At 50.7% G+C, this 20,830-nt stretch carries 12 protein-coding genes; 5 read left to right on the top strand and 7 right to left on the bottom strand.

Translation table 11 applies throughout. The features are described 5' to 3' along the window. Window positions 1–8: 8 nt before the first annotated feature. Complete coding sequence (locus PRU_RS01290; RefSeq protein ID WP_013063186.1) at window positions 9–1,970, top strand: heavy metal translocating P-type ATPase; 1,962 nt, start codon at window positions 9–11, stop codon at window positions 1,968–1,970. Here the strand turns inward: PRU_RS01290 and PRU_RS01295 are convergent. The 4 genes from PRU_RS01295 to PRU_RS01310 all read right to left on the bottom strand — a co-directional run bounded on the left by PRU_RS01295 (window position 1,967) and on the right by PRU_RS01310 (window position 5,613). Further along, on the bottom strand, window positions 1,967–2,869 hold the full coding sequence (locus PRU_RS01295) for a DUF4956 domain-containing protein (protein WP_013065300.1): 903 nt from the start codon (window positions 2,867–2,869) through the stop codon (window positions 1,967–1,969). The genes PRU_RS01290 and PRU_RS01295 overlap by 4 nt on opposite strands. Window position 2,870: 1 nt before the next feature. After that, on the bottom strand, window positions 2,871–3,626 hold the full coding sequence (locus PRU_RS01300; protein ID WP_013064521.1) for a polyphosphate polymerase domain-containing protein: 756 nt from the start codon (window positions 3,624–3,626) through the stop codon (window positions 2,871–2,873). Between the two features lie 88 nt (window positions 3,627–3,714). Further along, window positions 3,715–4,686, bottom strand: a complete 972-nt coding sequence (locus PRU_RS01305; protein WP_013064941.1) for a Gfo/Idh/MocA family protein — start codon at window positions 4,684–4,686, stop codon at window positions 3,715–3,717. A gap of 27 nt (window positions 4,687–4,713) precedes the next feature. Next, the gene (locus PRU_RS01310; protein WP_013064332.1) at window positions 4,714–5,613 is read right to left on the bottom strand and encodes a helix-turn-helix domain-containing protein; all 900 of its coding nucleotides are present in this window, start codon (window positions 5,611–5,613) and stop codon (window positions 4,714–4,716) included. Between the two features lie 159 nt (window positions 5,614–5,772). Here PRU_RS01310 and PRU_RS01315 point away from each other — a divergent pair, with 159 nt between their 5' ends. The 3 genes from PRU_RS01315 (at window position 5,773) to PRU_RS01325 (ending at window position 11,427) form a co-directional block, all read left to right on the top strand. Continuing rightward, window positions 5,773–6,792, top strand: coding sequence for an efflux RND transporter periplasmic adaptor subunit (locus tag PRU_RS01315; RefSeq protein WP_013065312.1), 1,020 nt, complete (start codon window positions 5,773–5,775; stop codon window positions 6,790–6,792). A gap of 66 nt (window positions 6,793–6,858) precedes the next feature. Beyond that, the gene (locus PRU_RS01320) at window positions 6,859–9,969 is read left to right on the top strand and encodes an efflux RND transporter permease subunit (RefSeq protein WP_013063006.1); all 3,111 of its coding nucleotides are present in this window, start codon (window positions 6,859–6,861) and stop codon (window positions 9,967–9,969) included. Between the two features lie 72 nt (window positions 9,970–10,041). Beyond that, window positions 10,042–11,427, top strand: coding sequence for a TolC family protein (locus PRU_RS01325; RefSeq protein WP_013063756.1), 1,386 nt, complete (start codon window positions 10,042–10,044; stop codon window positions 11,425–11,427). Between the two features lie 52 nt (window positions 11,428–11,479). Here the strand turns inward: PRU_RS01325 and PRU_RS01330 are convergent, their stop codons facing one another. The 3 genes from PRU_RS01330 to PRU_RS01340 are packed head-to-tail and all read right to left on the bottom strand — an operon-like array spanning window position 11,480 to window position 18,188. Next, complete coding sequence (locus PRU_RS01330; RefSeq protein WP_013064602.1) at window positions 11,480–13,915, bottom strand: glycoside hydrolase family 127 protein; 2,436 nt, start codon at window positions 13,913–13,915, stop codon at window positions 11,480–11,482. Between the two features lie 13 nt (window positions 13,916–13,928). Further along, entirely contained in the window at window positions 13,929–16,241 is a 2,313-nt protein-coding gene (locus PRU_RS01335) for a family 43 glycosylhydrolase (protein ID WP_013065386.1), read from the bottom strand. 9 nt (window positions 16,242–16,250) lie between these two features. Beyond that, on the bottom strand, window positions 16,251–18,188 hold the full coding sequence (locus PRU_RS01340; protein WP_224083005.1) for a glycoside hydrolase family 97 protein: 1,938 nt from the start codon (window positions 18,186–18,188) through the stop codon (window positions 16,251–16,253). Between the two features lie 223 nt (window positions 18,189–18,411). On the opposite strand from PRU_RS01340, the gene PRU_RS01345 reads away from it, so the two are divergent. After that, window positions 18,412–20,814, top strand: coding sequence for a glycoside hydrolase family 127 protein (locus PRU_RS01345; protein WP_041385507.1), 2,403 nt, complete (start codon window positions 18,412–18,414; stop codon window positions 20,812–20,814). Window positions 20,815–20,830: the final 16 nt, after the last annotated feature.

Raw genomic sequence — 20,830 nt, forward strand, 5'->3', positions numbered from 1 at the left:
ATAAGAATATGGAAAAGAATTGCGAATATTGCGGTGTACATGCACATCATGATGAGCATCATGAGCACGAGCACCACCACGAGCATAACACTCGTGAACAGTTGAGGCTGATTATTATCACAGCCGTGCTGCTGATAGGAGCGGTAATAGTAGAACACCAGTTTGCACTCGAAACCTGGCAGCTGCTGTTGGTATATCTGGTACCTTATATCATAATAGGTCATGATACCTTGAAGGAGGCGGCTGAGGGTTTGCTGGAGGGCGAGCCGTTTAACGAGCACTTCCTGATGAGTATTGCCACCATCGGCGCCTTGTGTATAGGTTTCCTGCCAGGGGCTGAAACACAGTTTCCCGAGGCGGTGTTTGTGATGCTGTTTTTCCAGGTGGGTGAGCTGTTTGAGGGTTATGCTGAGGGTAAGAGCCGCGACAGCATTGCGCACCTGATGGAGATAAAACCCGACTATGCCACACTGTGGAGTAAGGACGAAGGAGGAAGGGGTAAGGAGATGACAGTAGCGCCCGACGAGGTGAAGGTGGGCGATACGATTATTATTAAGCCGGGCGAGAGAGTGCCCTTGGATGGTGTGATCATCGACGGTACGAGTGCGCTGAATACGGTGGCGCTGACAGGCGAATCGTTGCCCCGCGATGTGGCCGAGGCCGACGAGGTGATATCGGGATGCGTAAACCTGAGTGGCGTGCTGCGTGTACGCGTGACCAAGCCCTACGGTGAGAGTACGGTATCGAAAATCATCAAGCTGGTTGAGGATGCCGGCGAACATAAGTCGCAAAGCGAAACCTTTATTACCCGCTTTGCCCGTATCTACACGCCTATCGTGGTGTTTGCCGCCATCGCCCTGGCCGTTGTGCCTACACTGCTGGGTGGGACCTTCAGCACCTGGCTGTACAGAGCGCTGATGTTCCTGGTAGTATCGTGCCCCTGTGCGCTGGTAATCAGCGTGCCGCTGACATTCTTTGGTGGTATCGGCGGTGCCTCGCGTCGTGGAATATTAATCAAGGGTGCGAACTACATGGATGTGCTGGCGAAGGTGCGTACGGTGGTGTTTGACAAGACGGGTACGCTCACTCACGGCAAATTTGCCGTAACGGCCGTGCATCCGGATGCTATCGACGATCACCAGCTGCTGCACCTGGCGGCTCATGTGGAGCACTTTTCTACTCATCCCATTGGTGCGGCCCTGCGTGATGCATTCCCCGATGAGGCTACGGATGGCTGCGAGGTGAGCGATGTGCGCGAGATGGCCGGACAGGGCATCATAGCCAAGGTGGGCGATCGCGAGGTGGCTGTAGGTAACACCAAACTGATGGATGCCATCGGTGCCAAGTGGCACGACTGTCACCATACGGGTACGATTATCCACGTGGCCATAAACGGTACCTATGCGGGTCATATTGTGATTAACGACCAGATAAAAGCGGATAGTGCCGAGGCCATTGCTGCCCTGCATACACTGGGTGTGAACCGTACGGTGATGCTGACCGGAGACCGCCAGGAGGTGGCCGATAACGTGGCCAAGCAGCTGGGACTGACCGAGTACCATGCCGAGTTGATGCCTGCTGATAAGGTTTCGAAAGTTGAAGAACTATCAACTGTAAACTATCAACAAGCAACTCCTCTTGCCTTCGTAGGCGACGGCATTAACGATGCCCCTGTATTGGCACGTGCCGATATTGGTATAGCCATGGGCGGACTGGGTAGCGATGCGGCCATTGAGGCAGCCGACGTGGTGCTGATGGACGATAAACCATCGAAGATAGCTACGGCCATCGGTATAGCCCGCAGAACTCTGGCGATTGCACGACAGAACGTATGGCTGGCCATCGGTATTAAGTTGGCTGTGCTGGTTCTGGCTGCCTTTGGTGTGGCAACCATGTGGATGGCCGTGTTTGCCGATGTAGGCGTAACGGTGCTGGCCGTGCTGAATGCGATGCGTACCCTGCGCGCTTAGAACTTATACGTGTATCCCAAACCCAGGATGTGACGGTTGCCGTCGGTATCATCCTGGCCAAAGGGATGCTGGTACATGTATTTGATATCGAATGCGTGCTGCTTGTTCAGGCGTAACTCGGTACCTACGGCATAGCGAATCTTATCCCATCCGTTTGACATGTAGGTTTCGACATTGGCATAGGGGCGGAACAGGTTGCCAAGCTTATATTTGGCCTGCAGGCGGTTACGCCACACGTTCTTGCCTTTGCCACTGTAGGTATGCTCGTCGGCCTCGGTGCCATTAGCGGTGTAGTACACACGCAGCACGGCCATATCGCGCAGAAAGTCGATGGCACCCACCTTTACATCGGTTACGGCAATGCCCAGGCGCAGTTCCAGATCGGCTATCAGTTCCTTTCGTTTCTCGGGCTTAATAAGTTCGATGCGGTCGTACTGCACCAACTTGGAGGTTTCCATCTTCAGCGTGCGCTCTAACAGCGTGATGGCCAGCATGGTAATCACATCTATCACCACCAGCTCCATCACCGGGGTGCCAATCAGTCGCCCGTTGACATCGATACCCAGCGAGTCGGCCATGGCATGAACTACCGACAGGCAGATGACCACAAACAGATACGTCATTTCGCGTACAGGCATGGAGTCGGTGCGGTAGCGCATAATGGAAAAGATACCAAAAAGGCCTAACCCTACGCCCATGGTAGCCTTACCGCGATCCATACCCATCATGAGGTACACTAAGAAATAGATGGCTACCGAGATGACCATGAAGGTAAAGTAAAAATCCTGTCGTTTGCTTTTCTTGAAGTACAGGAAGTGTACGATAGCCCAGTTAACTAAAACACAGATGGCGAACCTGAGAAGTGTGTCGCCGAAGCCGTTCGAAAAAATGTCTTGCATATTATGAATTGTTTACTAGTTTTCCTATTTCGATGAGTTTGCACTTAAAGCGGTTTACCTGCAGTTGCGGATTGGTGAGTGCCGACCCGATGCTGTATTTGGAGAATCCGTGTGGATGGATGCGCAGCTGGCGCAGCATGTGGAGAATAGGCGAGTAGATGAGTCCGTCGCGTTTCAGTTCGATAATCACCAGGTTGTCCATCTGTTTGTTAACGCCGCTGATGAGGTTATGAAAGCACAGCTGCTGGTCGATGGTAAGGCGTTCGGTCTTGGCTTTGTTGACGAGAGTGATGCGACGGAAATGATTGTTGAGTGCCGGCTGTAAGGTATCGACATCGTAGCGCAGATGTCGACCGAGAAACAGGCGGCACTGTTGCTCGGTAACATCCATATGGCTTACCTCTATACGTTTTTTCTTGGTGCGCCCGTGATTGTTTTTGGTCTTAACCTCCATAAACTGCAAACCACTTACGCAGTAGGTGCGGAACCGTATCTTCTGTCGGTTGGTATGGTTCCACTGGTGCTGGTTGTACATGTCGAAGTTATAGGTATCAAAGTACGTGGTGTCGTACTCCGGATTTCGTTCGCCATCTATCTCCTGCACATCATAATCGGCTTGTGCCATCTGCAGCAGCAAGCGCAGCTTAGCCATGTTTGTAACAAACTTGGTATCGGTGCGATTCATGAGCTTTACGCTGCTCATCTGCTCGAGTGTGATAGGAGCAAAGGTGCCCAGTATGTTGTTGATTGTTGTCATAAGCGGTGGCAAAAGTAATGCATTTGCCCTTATCCGCCTAATTTAATCAACCAAGCGCTTAAGTTCTTCAGCGAACCCGAGAATGCTGTCAGTTGTCCATCGGATAGCGCACGCCCCATTTACGGCGTAGCTCGTCCATCAGTTGCATCACGTAGAGTGTTTCGGTATGTGGCATCTCGCGGGGTTCAGTCAGCTTGTCGATGAGTGCCTGTCGGCAAGCCAGGAACTGGTATTCGTAGCCTGTTATCTGCTGTGGCACGTGGATGGTTTCAACAAACGTGCGGCCGGGACCGTTGAGGGTTATCGTTTGGGGGTTGTTGATGTTGTCGATGATGATGTTGCCCTGGGTGCCTGCTATCACACCGATATTGTCGCCCACGCATTGGGCCGACGACTGCACGTTGGCCAGGATGCCATCCTTGAGAATGATGGTGATGGCGTTCGTCAGGTCCATCCCTGTATCGCTCTTCACGCAGTGGCCGTCGATACTTTCGATATCGGCATCGCAGAACATGCGTACAAAGTTAAGGGCATACACGCCCAGGTCGAGTAGGGCACCGCCGCAAAGGTCGGGGCGCATGATGCGAGGCTTGTTACCCATCGAATAGCCAAGGGTGGCTGTCACCATTCGTGGCTGTCCGATACGTCCGTCGGCCATCAGTTTCCTCACGATGCCCACGGCAGGCTGGTAGCGTGTCCAGATGGCTTCGGCTAAGAACACTTGCTTTTCGTGTGCCAATCGGATGATATCCTGTGCTTGGGTGGCATTGGCCATGAATGCCTTCTCAACCAAGCAGGGCTTGCCTGCCATGATGGCCTGGCGCGTTACATCGTAATGGTGCGAGTGCGGGGTGCCGATATACACCAGGTCGATATCCTTATCGGCTATCAACTCAGTATAACTGCCGTAAGCTTTGGGGATGTTCCACTTGGCAGCAAAAGCGTCTGCCGTTTCCTGTTGGCGTGAGCCCACCGCATAGGCCTCACAGTTGTCCAGTCCGTTTAAGGTGATGGCTGCCTTCTCAGCAATCCATCCTGTTCCGATAATACCTACTTTCATCTTATCCTTTAGTTTGGTTTTATTGTTTTAGCCTTTTCTGAATTCCATCGGTGTCATGCCGAAGTGGTCCTTTACGTACTTACCAAAGAACGATGGGTTAGGGAATCCAAGCTGGTTGCATATCTGCTTGATGCTCAGGTCGGTCTGCTTCAGATAGTAGCGTATGTCCTCCAATACATGTTCGGTAATCCACTCGTTGGCCGTTTTACCCGAATTCTTTTTGCAGATGGTGGTAAGATATTTGGGCGAGATGTACAAATCGTTGGCATATGCCTCAACGGTGCGATGCTTCACATCGGTAGAGTGCAGCAGGTCGAGAAAACGCTGGAAGTGACTTTTTCCAGTTGATAATTGATAATTGATAATTGACAATTGATTATCATTTTGCGACAGCATCCACTTCATGGTGCCACAAAGACCAAGGATGGCCGAACGGAGCAAAGCCTGGATAATCTCAGTGTGATAAGGGTTCTCCTTGCCTTTCTCAATGGCCAGCGTGAGCATGTCGTAGAAGTGGGTGTAGAATAGAATCTCGTCTTCGTCCATCGTTACGATATGCTGGCGATGGATATACATCATGTCGTTCCAAACGCTGATTTTCTCGTTCAGGAAACTACGCAGAATACGGTTGGTAAGGAACATACCTTTTACGTCGAAGTCGGGACTTACCATCACATCGGTCACCGTTACGTTCTGTGGGATAATGGCAATCTGATTTCTATGTAGTTCCATCTGTATGCCGTTCATCTGTGCCTGCGCTTTTCCGCTGGTACAAATCACAATGGTGTTCATGCCCACATGAGCGCTGCTTATCTGCGTAAACTGCTGGATACTATCCACAACCACAATTTCGTTGTCCGAATAGCCAATCTGTACGTCCTCGTTGTTAGCTAATGACTGAATTGTAATCTCTTCTTGTTGTTTCATGTGGCAAAATTAATCATAATTTCGCATATCTGGTGTTTTATTTAGTGTTTTTTATGTTCTATTTGGTGGTGTGTGGTTAATTTGGTAATATAAGTGGTGAAATCGGATATAGATAATGATTGATTTTGCACTACCTTTGCAACCAGAATTAAATATTTGATGATGAAAAAGAGTATTTTGATGCTGCTGGGCGTGATGCTGATAAGTAGCTGCACAAGTAAGAAGGAGCAGAACACAAAGGCTCCTACGAGAGTTGAAACAGAAGTGGTATCTACTGCTATGAATGCAAGTGGACAGTCGTATGTAGGTATGGTAGAGGAGTGTGAGGCTACTGCCGTTAGTTTTACGGGCATGGGCGTGGTAAAGCGCATGCTGGTAAACGAAGGACAGGCAGTGAGTCGCGGACAGCTGATAGCCGAGATGGACGACACGCAGGCGCGTAACCTATTAAGTGGTGCCGAGGCTCAGATGACGCAAGCCAATGATGCCCTGACACGCTACAAGATGCTGCACGATAACGGATCGCTACCCGAGGTGCAGTGGGTTGAGATACAGAGCAAGGTGGCTCAGGCCAAGTCGCAACTGGAGGTGGCTAAGAAGAATCTGGCCGATTGCCGATTGGTAGCCCCTGTGAGTGGTATCGTTGGCAAGCGCCTGGTAGGTGCTGGCGAAACGGCTATGCCCTCGCAGGCGGTAGTCAGCATTCTCGATATCTCAACCGTTAAGGTAAAGGTGGCCATCCCCGAGGCCGAAATCAGTGGTATTGGTGCCAACACCTCGTCGACCATCAAGGTCGAGGCCGTGAATGGCAGTTTTACTGGTGGACGGATTGAAAAAGGTGTGCAGGCCGATGCGCTCACACATACCTATGATATACGCATACACGTGGCCAATGGCAATCGCAAGTTGCTGCCTGGTATGGTGGCATCGGTTCAGTTTGGCAATTTAGAGAAACCCACCAAGGAGCTGAGCGTGCCCGTAACAGCTGTGCAGCGCAAGGCTGATGGCTCGCTGTTTGTATGGACGATTGCCAACGACAGTACCGCCCACCGTGCCATCGTACGCACGGGCGAAACGATGGGCAACCGCATTGCCATTACTGATGGCATGACCGAAGGTGCTCGTGTAGTTACCGAGGGTTATCAGAAACTTAGTGAAAACACCAAGGTGGTTTATTGATTTGACAATTGGACCATTTACGATTGGACAATTAAATAGTGAAATTGTAAAATAGTGAAATTGTAAATGAAAAATGTGAATTGGCTCCGATGGCCTTTGGAGCATTACTCGATAACATTGCTCATCATCGGCATATTGTTTGTGATGGGCATCTACGGCATGTATATTATGCCTAAGGACGAATTCCCCCATGCCACCATCCGTCAGGGTGTGGTAGTGGCAGTATATCCTGGTGCCACCAGCGAGGAGGTGGAACAGCAAGTGGCCCGTCCGCTTGAGCGTTACCTATTTACCTATGGTGAGGTGAACCGTGTAAAAACCACCACACAGAGTCAGAATGGCATGTGTATCGTGATGGTGAAACTGAACGACGACGTGAACAATAAGGACGAGGTGTGGAGCAAAATCAAACATGGACTGAATGGTTTTAAGGCGCAGTTGCCAAGTGGTGTGCTGGCCATCGTGGTGAACGATGACTTTGGCAACACCTCGGCCCTGCTCATCGCCATCGAGAGCGACCAGCGCAGCTATCGTGAGTTGAAACAGTATAGCGACGACCTGAGCGATCGTCTGCGTCGCATCCCCTCGGTAGCCAACGTGAAACTGTTTGGCGAACAGAAGGAGCAGATCTCGCTCTATATCGATCGCCAGCGCATGCAGGCCTATGGTATTGGTCAGCAGATGCTTTTCTCGCGCCTACAGGCACAGGGCATCACCACCATGAGTGGCGCTATCAGCGACGACGACCAGCAGATACCCATCCACGTTGAGGCTCAGGAAAACTCCGAGGAGGAGATAGCCAACCAGATTATCTTCAGCGACCCAGTGACAGGTAAGGTGGCACGTGTTCGCGATGTGGCCCGTGTGGTGCGCGAGTATGAGCCAAACGCCAGTCGTATTGAGCAGGACGGACACCCTTGCGTGCTGCTCTCGATGGAGATGACGCCTGGTAACAATGTGGTGCAGTATGGCGAGCAGGTGGATAAAGTACTGAAGGAGTTCAGTCTGAACGAACTGCCCGAGGACGTAAAGGTTACCCGCATTGCCGATAAGCCCAAAGTGGTAGCGATGAGTGTGAGCGATTTCTTGCGCGATCTGCTGATATCGATGGCTATCATCATCCTGGTGATGATGGTACTGTTCCCTCTGCGTTCGGCTATCGTGTCGGCCATCACCATTCCCTTGAGTACCTTTGTGAGTGTGGCAATCATGTATATTATGGGCATCGAACTGAACATCGTGACGTTGGCAGCGCTCATTGTGGTGTTAGGAATGATTGTTGATAATTCGATTGTGGTGATTGATGGTTATCTGGAATATCTGGGTAAAGGTTTCAAGCCTTTCGATGCCGCCATCGAGTCGGCCCGACAGTACTTCATGCCTATGCTGCTGGCCACCATCTGTATCTGTGCCATCTTCTATCCGTTCCTCATCACCATGAAGGGTATGTTCCACGATTGTTTGGAGGACTTCCCCGTTACCATTACCATCAACCTCATGGTGTCGCTGGTGCTGGCCGTAACGGTGATTCCGTTCCTCGAAACACGTATCATCAAGCCCGGCAAGGTGAGCACCGATGGTAATGCGATAACAAAATGGGTGCAGAAAACCTACAATAAGGTGCTTGATTTTACCTTTGCACACCCTTGGTTAACCATTGGTGGTGGTATTGGCGTTATTCTGCTGTCGACGTTGATTGCTCCTACGCTGAAGATACGTCTGTTCCCATATGCCGATCGCGACCAGTTTGCCGTAGAGATATTTTTACCCGAGGGTAAGGGCATGGCCGAGACCGAGGTGATTGCCGATTCTGTGCAGCATGTGTTGGCAAAGGACGAACGTATCACAGGCATCACGGGCTTTATCGGCTGTTCGTCGCCACGATTCATGGATGCCTATGCACCCCAGATGGCTGGTAATAACTATGCGCAGTTTATCGTGAATACCAAGAGCAATAAGGCTACGCTCGACCTCTTGGCGCAATATCAGCCCCAATTGAGCGAGGCGTTCCCCAACGCTTACGTCAAGTTCAAACGTTTGGACTATCTCGAAGTATCCGAACTGGAGTATCGCTTCTATGGCGACAACCTCGACTCGCTGCATGTGGTAGTCGAGCGACTGATGGAACGCATGCGGAAGATGCCCGAACTGGAGTGGGTACATACCGACTATCTGCAGCCGTACCCCATCATCAATGTCGAACTCGATCCTGTTACTTCGGCCCAGTTAGGCATCACCCGTACCACCGCCCAGCTGGCTTTGAGTGCCACATCTTCCGACCTGCGTGTGGGACAGATTTGGGAGAAAGATTATGAACTACCCATTGTGGTGAAGGACGATGCTGATATGACCTTCTCAGACATCGCGAACCTGGGTATCGCATCGCCCGCATCAATGGTGTCGGGAGGTCTGCGCAGTACCAATTCCACCGTTCCGTTGCGCCAGATAGCCAAGGTGCAACCCAAGTGGAGCGAGAGTCGCATCATGCATCGTGGTGGCGAACGTTGTATCACCGTTACTGCCCAGTTTGCACAAGGCGTATATACCGCACCTGTAGAGAAGGAGATTGCCCGTATGATGAACGAGGAGATAAAACTGCCACAGGGCGTCCGTGCCGAGGTGGGCGGCGAGATAGAATATGGAGACGAGGCCATGCCGCAGATTATTGGTGGCATCACCATTGCACTGATCATCGTGTACTTCTTCCTGTTGTTCAACTTCAAGAAGTATGGTGTTACCACCGTTTGTATGGCAGCTTTGGGATTGATGATTCCTGGAGCGCTCATTGGTCTCGGACTGATGAATCGCGCCCTTGGTCTGACCTCTATCTTCGGACTCATCACGCTGATGGGAATGATTATGCGTAACGAAATCCTGATTTTCGAGCACGCGATTGACTTGATTAAGAAGCATGTGGCCGAACATGGCGACTGGAAAACAGATCGCCAGGCTTATAACGCCGCTGTGCGCCAGGCAGCCTACGATGCCGGTAAGCGTCGTATGGTGCCCATTTTCCTCACTACGGCAACCACTGCCGTTGGTGTGGTGCCGATGATTATCGCCCAGAGTTCGTTCTGGATGCCCGTGGGTGTAACCATCTTTGCAGGTGGTATCGGCTCGCTCATCATGGTAGTCACCATGCTACCCGTTATTTATTGGAAGGTTTCGACTAAGTGAGAGAAGTAAGAGCTTGCTCTCACTTCCGAACGTGAGAAAGCTCAACGTAGTTAAAGTAAGTACTAAGTAATTATGAAAAAGATATTATCACTGATAGCCTTAGGCTGCGTAATGTCAGCCTCGGCTCAGACTTATACCCTAGAGCAGATTAAGGATTCTGCTTTACAAAACAACTTTGCCATCCGCAGCGCCAAATATGGCGTTGAGGCTGCCCAACAGCAGCGCAAAGAGGCGTTTACCAAGTATTTCCCTAGTGTGAGTGGTACAGGCGTGTGGTTTAATGCCAACAAGGGTATGGCGCAGACCACCATCAACCCTTCGGCTAGTATATCACCCGAGCTGGGTGCTGCTTTGGCTCAGTCGCTGCCCCAAGAGGCATTGGCTGCCTTAGCTAATCCCATCAGCATCTCGATGATGAAGAATGGTACCATTGGCTCGTTGATGGCGGTGCAGCCCGTATTTGCTGGCGGACAGATTGTCAACGGCAACAAACTGGCTAAAGTAGGCGAGGAGGTGAGTAAGCTGCAGTTACAACTGTCGGAAAACGAGGTGGAGAAGACAGCCGAACAGTACTTCTGGCAGTTAGCCTCGTTGCAGGAGAAGATGAACACCATTAATGCTGTAGATACGTTGCTGCGCGATATCCATAAAGATGTGGATGTGGCCGTGCGTGCAGGTGTGGCCATGCGTAACGATCTGTTGCAGGTACAACTGCGCCAGAACGATATTCAGAGTCAGCGCCTGAAGTTGCAGAATGGCATCTCTATCGTTCGTTTGTTGTTGTCGCAATACTGCGGCCTCCGCGATACGTCGTTCGCCATTGACCATTCTTCATTGACCATTGACCATTCTGCTACGCAAATGGAGAAGGCTAATAATGGTCAATTGTCAATGTTCCGCTCCAGCTCTGCTGGCTTGCAAGGCAAGAATGTTCAATGTTTGCCCGAGTATCAACTCCTGGATAAGCAGGTTGAGGCCGCCCATCTGCAGAAGAAACTGACTGTAGGACAGCAGCTGCCAACCGTAGCTGTGGGTGCCGGTTATAACTACCACAATTTGTTAGATAATAACCACTCGTTTGCCATGGTGTTTGCCACTGTTACTGTGCCCATCAGCGATTGGTGGAGTGGCTCTCATGCCATCAAGCGTAAGAAGATTGAACATCAGAAAGCCGTTGAGCAGTTGGAGGACAATGCCCAACTGCTGAAAATCCGCATGCAGAATGCCTGGAATGGGGTAGAGGAGAGCTATCAGCAGTTGCAACTGGCCAAACGCAGCATCGAACAGGCCGACGAGAACCTGCGCTTGAACCGCAACTACTATCGTGCCGGCACCTCAAAGATGAGCGATTTGCTCGAAGCCCAATTGCTTTATCAGCAAGCACTCGACAAGCATACCGATGCCTTCGCCGACTATCAGAACAAACTCCTGGAGTACAAACAAGCTACAGGTCAGTAGATATAAAAAATCCCAAAGCAAAACGAAAAAGCTTTGGGATTATATGATTCTTTTACTTAACTATCCATTCAAACACTCCTGTCGAATTATCGTTAGGTAATACAACCTCAAGTCGAAGTGCTTTGGTTGTAACAGGCTCAAAGTTTACTGTGCATGCTGTACCTTTATCGGTGGGGTATCCATCGGCGCCTGTTACTGGAATCCAATTGCCTTGGGTGTCCTGATACAGGATGCGCCACGACTGCGGTACGCGGCATCCGCCCCAAGGACCATCGTCGAACCAATAAACGGTGGCACTCTGTACGGTAGCTACTTCGGGGAATTCGTAACCTAACCATTCGGTACTGCCATTCTTAGGCCACCAGTGGGTATAGGGTACGCTACGGTCGTTCTCATCCTTTGGCACCAGGCGGTCGTTGATGGCTGTAAGGGCTGGCATTTTTTCGGTAGAGCTACTGATCTTACTCTCACTGGCCAGTGTGGCTGGCTGCGATGGATTAGTAGCATTCAGGTCCTGAGGCAACCAAACACGCATTTTTCCACTACCACGATGACACCAGGCATAGTAGGGGATGAGTGTCAGTTTGTGGTCGGTAGTCTGCAGTTTCCCCTGCTTATCGAAACTTAGCGTCTGAGCATCGGTGACGATGGTCTGTACGGTAGTTCCTGCAATCTCGGTCTTACCCAGACTGAACTCTGGATTCTGATTCATCAGGGCGCCCATGATATCAAAGGTGTTGTCAGGGTGCTCGGCACAATAAACCAGCGGGCCGCGCTCTACGCTAATCTTACCACGATCGGCCTCTACCTTGTTGTTGGCACGTACAGTGCGAGTCTCCATATCGAAGTGAATCTGCACCTTGTCGCCTTTCTTCCACTTGCGATTGATGGTATAATAGCCATCCTCTGTTACCTTTGCTGCTGCAGTCTGGCCATTCACGGTGATGGTATAGCCCAGACGCTTGCCATCAGTATATTGATAGAGGTTAGAGGGCACCACCTGGCTGCGCACCCAACCTGGAATACGGATTTTCATGGCAAACTGGCCTGCCGCATTCTGGTCAACATTTACAGTGATATCACCATTCCAAGGGTATGCAGTTGTCTGACTCAAACCAACCTTCTTGCCTGCAACAGTCAGGTTGCTCTTGTTAGAGAGGAACAGGTTGACATATACATTGCGATCCTTAACGGCATAGATATAACCGGGCAGCGAGGGGATGAAGCGACAGATGTTGCTGGGGCAGCAGGCGCAGCCGAACCAAGCCTGACGCTGGTGCTGTCCCATCGACTCCAGTGGGTTGGGGTAGAAGAAGCCATTGCCTTCGAGCGATACGCCGCTGATGAGTCCATTGTAGAGTGTGCGCTCCAATACATCGTAGTACTTGGATTCGCCATGCAACAGGAACAGACGATAGTTCACATACACATTGCCGATGGCAGCGCAAGTCTCGCAGTAGGCACTCATGTTGGGCAGTTCGTAGTTCTTGCCAAAGGCCTCGCCATTATTAGTGGCACCGATGCCACCAGTAATGTAGAGTTTCTTGGTAACGATGTTGTCCCAGATGGCATCGATGGCCTTGATGTAATCTTTATCGCCAGTCAGCGCTGCTACATCGGCCATACCTGCATACATATAGGCTGCACGAACGGCATGACCTACGGCCTCGTCCTGTTCGATCACAGGTTTATGAGCCTGAGAGTAATCATGTACGATAGTGGTCTTGCCGCGATAGTCGAGGAAGAATTTGGCCTCGTCGAGATATTTTTTGTTGCCAGTAACAAGATAAAGCTTTGCCAGTGCCATCTCTGCTATCTGATGACCAGGTACTACACAAGCCTGACCAGGGTTGGGTCCCACCTCCTTGCATACCACATCGGCATAACGGATAGCTATATCAAGGAACTTTCTTGAACCTGTGGCCTGATAGTGAGCGATTGCCCCCTCAACCATGTGGCCGAGGTTATAAAGCTCGTGGCTCAGGTCCTCTTCCTTCACCCAGCGCTTGTCGCCAGCCCAGTGGTGCGGGTCGGCAGGATTCTGTGTGCGGGCAGTATAGAGATAGCCGTCAGGCTCCTGTGCCGAGGCGATGACATCGAGTACCGAATCAATGTACTGTTTCAGTTTCTTGTCAGGATAGGTCTGCAAGATGTAACTGGCACCCTCAATAGTCTTATAGGGGTCGGTATCGTCGAACGAGTAGCCCACACCGTTCACCTTGAATACCTTTGATGGGTCTTTCAGGTGCTGGGCTGCATTCGAGAAGTTGGTGTAACGTCCAGTCTCCTCGCATTTCGCGAAGGCCAAGGGGATGGTTACTTTACGACTGGCTTCCAATCGTTGTCCCCAGAAGGTGCCAGGTGTTACTTTTACTGCGGTAAAGGGTACAGGACTGATGGGATAACCATGAGTCGCTGTCTGTTTTTTCTGTGCGCTAATGGGGAGCATGATGGCTACACCCAGCGCAATAGTCATAAGTTTCTTCATAAATTATCTATTGTCAATTATCAATTATCACGTTGTCCCAAAGTTTCAGACTGTGCAGATAGCCGCTAAACAGCCATTCACGTTCGGCGTTTCGGCCTAGAGTAACATACTGCGAAGGCTTCAGTAGCAGTTGGATGTCTTTACGGCTGATAACTTTTCCATTAATGCTGACAGTTTCGATACGTCCGTCGAAGGTCACGATGATGTGTTGCCATTCGCCTTCCAGCTGTTTGATATCTTTGTAGCCAGCATCCTCGTACCATCCATAGTGGTTCACTACGCCGCAACGAGGCTCTGTGCCGCTAATCAGCATAATCTTCTCTAGTTCGTCGTGAGTGGTGGTAAAATCAGCAACACACTCGTTCATGGCCATTTGGGGATTCAGCACCCAAGCCTCAAGGGTATAAGGTGCATTATCGCGCATAGTGGCAGGCAGGGCAAACGACGACTGATACACCTGTAGCGAGTCGAATCGTAGGGCTTTCTTGCCCTTGATTTCTTCAACAATACAAGGTGCTGTCAGCGTTTCAAAATAGCCATCCACGCCATGATTCTCAATATAGGAAATGGTGTCGCCTGTCAGGAAATCATCGGCTGTGATGCTAACAATCAGACCTTTCTTCTGATTATCGGCCACTGGCAGGCGTACGATGTCGTTTTGGGCATCGTATGCTTTCTCGGCCTCGGCCTGCTGCCAGCTGTAGTGGCGCAGATTGGTGAGGGTGAGTGGCTCTTTATCGGCCTTGATGGTTTGACAGTAAACAGCACTCTTAAATTCCAGTTCGGTGCCAGGCTGTAGTACCAATATATCCTTGTCCTCCTGATGCTGACGGAATACGGAGCCCGTTTTTAACTTAAAACTACCTCCAAGCATACCTTCGTTATTTAGCCACTCGCGCCCGTTCCAGTCGGCAGGCGTCAGGCCGAGCCATTGCTGGGGTAAGGCATCTTCAATCTCAGGATAAACCTTGATGTTCCAGATGGCACCACCAAAGCCGTTCTTCTGTCCGCCAAGATAGGTCAGTCGCACATAGCGGGCCTTAGCGTTACCAAAATCTACCATCGGACTGCCCGCCAAGCGGTTCTGACTCTTATCAGCAAACACCTTCCAGTTATGTCCGTCGGTAGATGTTTCTATCAGATACTGGTAGAATTGTGTACCATATTCAAACTGCGTCATGATGGTTTTGATTTTCTGCGTCTTGCCCAAATCAATCTTCAGCCATTCGCTACCTGTGCCTTTGGGGCGCCAGAGTGTGCCGTTATTGTCATCCACAGCATAGGATGGCTTAAAGTCATCATCGTAATACGATGAAGCCTCGACCTTGCAATCTAAGGCCAGATTTCTTGAACGTATAACTGATGGTGCCAACAAGCCAATGCCATCGTGAGTAGGGGTAATTGTTTTGATGCGTCCGTCGGGCAGGAATTCCATCTTATCGATGCATACCTGACGATGAAAACCGCGATTGGAGTGCGGGTTGTCGTGGCGGTGATAAACAATGTAGTAGTTATCGCCCTCCTGCAATACGCTATGATGACCTGGACCATGAATGGTACCATCGGCATTGGTCTCGAGTATGCATCCTTGGTATTTATAAGGACCAAGCGGCTTATCGCTGGTGGCGTACTGCACACGATAGGTATGATCGTGGCAGGAACCCGATGAGTACATGAAGTAGTACACGCCATTGCGCTTTAATACAAATGGGGCTTCAAAGAAATCAGTTACCTCTGTGTTTGGAATCAATCGTGTCTCAGAGAAACTCTTCTTATCGTCATTCAACTTGCCTGCACCACAGCCAAAACCTTTGTATATGCCCCAAGTGCCCCAGTACATATACACGCTACCATCATCATCCACAAAGGTCTGTCCGTCGAGTGTGATTGCGTTGGTTACAAAGCGGTCGGGCACCAGTACGGCATCGCTCTTGCCAAGGACGTTCTTCCATGGTCCGCGAGGCGTATCGCTTACACCCATGTGCAACTGGCAGGGCTGACAATACACCATGTAATACTTGCCATCCTTGGCATCGTGCATCACGTCGGGCGCCCAGATCCAGTGACTGTCGGGCCAGTTCATCGGCATCAGAGTCCAGTTGCCGAAGTCTTTACTTGTCCACACCTGAGCTGGTCCGAATCCTGCGCCGCTACCATCTGTGGTGGCATATATATAATAGGTGTCGCCGAACTTTTTTACAGTAGGATCGGCAAAGTATCCTGGCAATATGGGATTGCCTGTAGATGGGGCATTATAGGCTTTCTGTTGTGCGCTAATACTAAGCGTACAACAGGCAAGTGCCCCTATAGTCAGTAGTTTCTTCATATCTCGTTTTTACCTTTTTATGAGTTTCACAACGAAGCCTCCGCCGCTGGCCATTCTGATGTTGAGTTTGTCGTTGGTGGAGAGTGTTTTTGATTCTATGCGATAGTCTTCGGCATTGTGGTTTGCGTTGACTCCATCTGTAACGATTGTAGCCTGATATGACTCGCCAGGACGTAGAAAGTCGAGAGATATATCGACTTTCCTTTCGTCCCAGTTCGTTTGTCCGCCTACATACCAGTCGCTACCGTTGCGGCGGGCTGTTATCATATAACTACTAATATATCCTGAAAGGATTCTTGTTTCGTCCCATGTGTCAGGAATCGATGTGATGATGTCTACGCACTCCTGTTCGCGCTCATAGTTGGTTGGCGCATCGCAGAGCATGGTGAATGGTGAGTCGTGCATTACGTAGCAGGCCAACTGATGGCATCGTGTACCCATCGAAACAGGGTTCTGATAGCACTCCACCCAGTTGTGCTTGGTGCCGTTGCGCATGGCACCAGGAGTAAAGTCTACACTTCCTGCCATCATACGGATAAATGGGAATGTTACGTCGTAGCGCGGCATATCGGTTTCCTTCTTGGCCCAGCGGGCTTCCTCCATACCAAACACGCCTTCGTAGTTCAGTATGTTGGGATAAGTGCGGTTCATGCCTGTTGGGGTGTAGAATCCGTGGTAATCTACAAACAACTTGTATTCTGCGCAAGTCTTTGCCAGGCGTTCTGCCATTTCTACAGCCGTCTGGTCGTTGCGGTCCAGAAAGTCTATCTTCCAACCAGCTATGCCCATCTTGGTATATTTTTCGCAAGCCTCTCGCAGATGTTCGTCGAGCACGTTGAATACAGTCCAAAGCACTATGTTTACGCCCTTCTTCTTGCCATAATCTATCAGCTGTTGCAGATCGATGGCGGCAATTGGATTCATTATGTCTGCTTTCGAAGAGTCGTACCAACCTTCGTCGAGCACCACGTATGGGATATGATTTTTGGCGGCAAAGTCTATATAATATAGATAGGTACGCGTGTTGATGCCTGCCTCGAAGTCGACACCTTTTAGATTCCAGTCGTTCCACCAGTCCCATGCCACTTTGCCAGGACGTATCCAACTGGTATCGCCAATCTGATTAGGTGTGGCGAGGGCATAAACCAGGTTGTTTACTGGCATCTCTGTATCCTTTTCGGTGATTGCCATCACTCGCCAAGGGTAAGTCCTGGCGCCTGTCGATTTTGCGATATAATCCTCTGTATCAGCTACATAGGTCATGCCTCGCCATGGGTAGCGGTCCAGAGTCTTGGGATATTTTGCAAAGGCGGCTCTCAGTTTTAGCCCGTCGGCTTTCATGAACATGCCTGGATAGGCGCGCAGGTCGCTCTCGAGTATTGTTACTTTTACTCCGCCGCTCTGGATAGTGGCTGGCAGAAATATGTATTTATCCTTGGCCTTACTTAGCAGCGTTTCGTCGTAGAAGTTCTGAAAGGCCATAGCGAAGGGCTTTTCGTCGTTGGTAGAGTAGGCTAGCCAGGCTTTGCTGTCTTCAGGGAAACAGAAATCGGCCGTCTCGTCGAAGATGACCGTCTGCTTCTTGTTGGTCGTACAGAATCGATAGGCTACCCCTTCATCGTAGGCTCTTATCTGCAGACTAAATCCATCGTTAAGTTTAACATCCATCTGATTGCCTGCGATACGAATCTCCTTTTGCCTGTAAAACGGCGCCTGAATCGTTTCGTTGATGTTTTTGGATTTAACAGAAGCAATTTTTAATCCATCGCGAATGCTTGCCTTTACCGTTACCACTTGCTTTCCATCATGTGAAACTGTGATATTAAGTCCATCATCCACCGTCGCCACATTCTTTCCGTTGGGCGAAGTTACGATGTGGTTCTTGGCTTGTAGCGAACCACATATTATTAATAAGGTGGCGAATGATAAGATACGATTCATCTTCATTTTTCGTTAGAGTTTTGATTTCAGGTGCAAAGATAGTAACTTTTGGCAAAACAGAATAAAAATATCGTCTAATCTCAATGTAAAAATAGTCCAAAAGCCCCCATTTTATCCATATTTAGACTATTTTGTTAGTATCTTGGACTATTCTTTCATCCGTTTCCGTTGTTTTTTTGTTATTTTGCCGTCGAAACTCTAACGATTACTAACAATAAATAAGTATAATATGAACAAGCTATTGTTATCCGTTATCGGGGTTGCAAGCATCAGTCTTTCGACTGTAGCTCAGACACAGATCCAAGAGGTGCCTTTCACGCAGGTACATCTTAATGATGGTTTCTGGTTGCCTCGTATCGAGATCAATCGTACCGTCAGCATCCCTTCTGCCTTTCATGAGTGTGAGGTGAATGGACGTTTCGACAACTTTGCCATCGCCGCTGGACTCATCAAGGGCGAGCACAAAGGTGACTTCTCGTTCGACGATACCGACCCTTACAAGGTTATCGAAGGTGCCAGCTACTCACTCGCTGTACACTACGATGCCAAACTAGATCATTATCTTGACTCAGTTATCAACATCATCGCCAAGGCTCAGGAACCAGATGGTTACCTGACTACGTGTGTTACTAATAAATGTACGCGCCTGAGTGGATGGTGGGGAACCCACAAGTGGGAGAAGATTAACTCGCACGAGCTCTACAACTCAGGTCACCTTATCGAGAGTGCCGTAGCCCACTATCGTGCTACCGGCAAGAGGACCTTCTTGAATGTGGCCATCAAGAATGCCGACTTGGTTTGCAAGACGTTTGGACCAAACGAAGGTCAGATTCATCGTCCAGGCGGACATCCCATCATCGAGATGGCACTCTGTAAGCTGTATAAGGTAACTGGCAACAAGAAATATCTGGAAGGCGCCAAGTATTTTGTGGACGAGACGGGGCGTTGTACCGATGGTCATCGCCCTTCAGAGTATTCGCAGGACCACATGCCTATCCTGCAGCAGCAGGAGATTGTAGGTCATGCCGTGCGTGCAGGCTATCTGTACAGTGGTGTGGCCGATGTGGCAGCACTCACTGGCGACAAGGCTTATCAGGAGGCCCTGGAGCGTATCTGGGAGAACATGTCGTCGAAGAAACTCTTCATCACGGGCGGTATCGGCAGTCGTCCGCAGGGCGAGGGCTTCGGCCCCGACTACGAGCTGAACAACCATACCGCCTACTGCGAGACCTGTGCAGCCATCGCCAACGTGTACTGGAACTACCGCATGTTCCTCGCTACGGGCGAGTCGAAGTATATCGACGTGTGCGAGCGTGCCTTATATAATAATGTGTTGAGCGGCGTCTCACTCTCTGGCGACAAGTTCTTCTACGACAACCCACTGGAGAGCGACGGCGAGCACGAGCGCCAGAAGTGGTTCGGTTGCGCCTGCTGTCCAGGTAACATCACGCGGTTCGTGGCCTCCGTGCCTGGCTATATCTATGCCCGTCAGGGTAAGGACATCTTCGTGAACCTCTATGCCCAGGGCAAGGCCAAGATCGGCAACATCGAACTGGAGCAGACCACCGACTATCCCTGGGACGGCAAGATCCGTATCAAGGTGACGAAGGGCAGCGGCAAGTTCGCCATCAAGCTCCGTGTCCCCTCATGGCTGAAGACGTCGCCCACGAACAACGACCTCTATCAGTATCAGGACAAGGCCAAGACCTACAGCGTCAGCGTGAACGGCAAGGCGCTCTATCCAGAGAACCGCGACTATATCGAGATCTCGCGCAGTTGGAAGAAGGGCGACACCATCGAGCTCGACTTCCCGATGGACGTGCGCCGTATCGTGGCTAACGACAATGCCGAGGACGATCGCGGCAAGGTGGCCTTCGAGCGTGGTCCTATCGTGTTCTGCCTCGAAGGTGCAGACCAGACCGACCACAAGGTCTTCAACAAGTATATCCTGGACAGTGCGCCCGTCAGCGCCCATTTCGAGCAGGACCTGCTCAACGGCGTGATGGTGCTCGAAGGCTCGGCCAAGGAGCTCCAGCAGGACGGCGAGGTGAAGGACGTGAAGTTCCGCGCCATCCCTTACTCCACCTGGAACAACCGGGGAAGCGAGCAGATGGAGGTGTGGATTGCCAACACCCCGATGGCAGCCGTCGCCACCCCGTTGCCCACGATTGCCTCGAAGGCCCAGACCTTCTGCAACCGCGGTCCTATCCAGAACGATGCCCCAGAGACGGCCCCCGTCGATTCCTGGGCTGGCGGCGCCAACGACCAGTGGGAGCCCAAGCGTTCCTCCGACACCTCGAAGCCCTACCACTACTGGTGGCTGAAGCAGGGCACGACAGAAGCCATCACCTATCAGTTCGACCAGGCATACGAGGTATCGAACGTACAGGTGTATTGGCTCGACTTCGACCACTATGACGGCAACTTCCGCACGCCCGAGTCGTGGAGCCTCTACTACAAGGACGCCAAGGGCGAGTGGCAGGAGGTCGAGGGTCACACGGCCTATACCGTGCGCAAGGACTGCTACAACAGTGTCGATTTCACGCCCGTGAAGACGACGGGGCTGAAGATTCTCGCCAAGCTCCAGAAGGGCGAGTCGGGCGGTGTCCTCGAATGGAAAGTGAACAAATAATTCATTATAACATAAA

The sequence above is a fragment of the Xylanibacter ruminicola 23 genome (genome assembly GCF_000025925.1).
Classification (GTDB): Bacteria; Bacteroidota; Bacteroidia; order Bacteroidales; family Bacteroidaceae; genus Prevotella; species Prevotella ruminicola.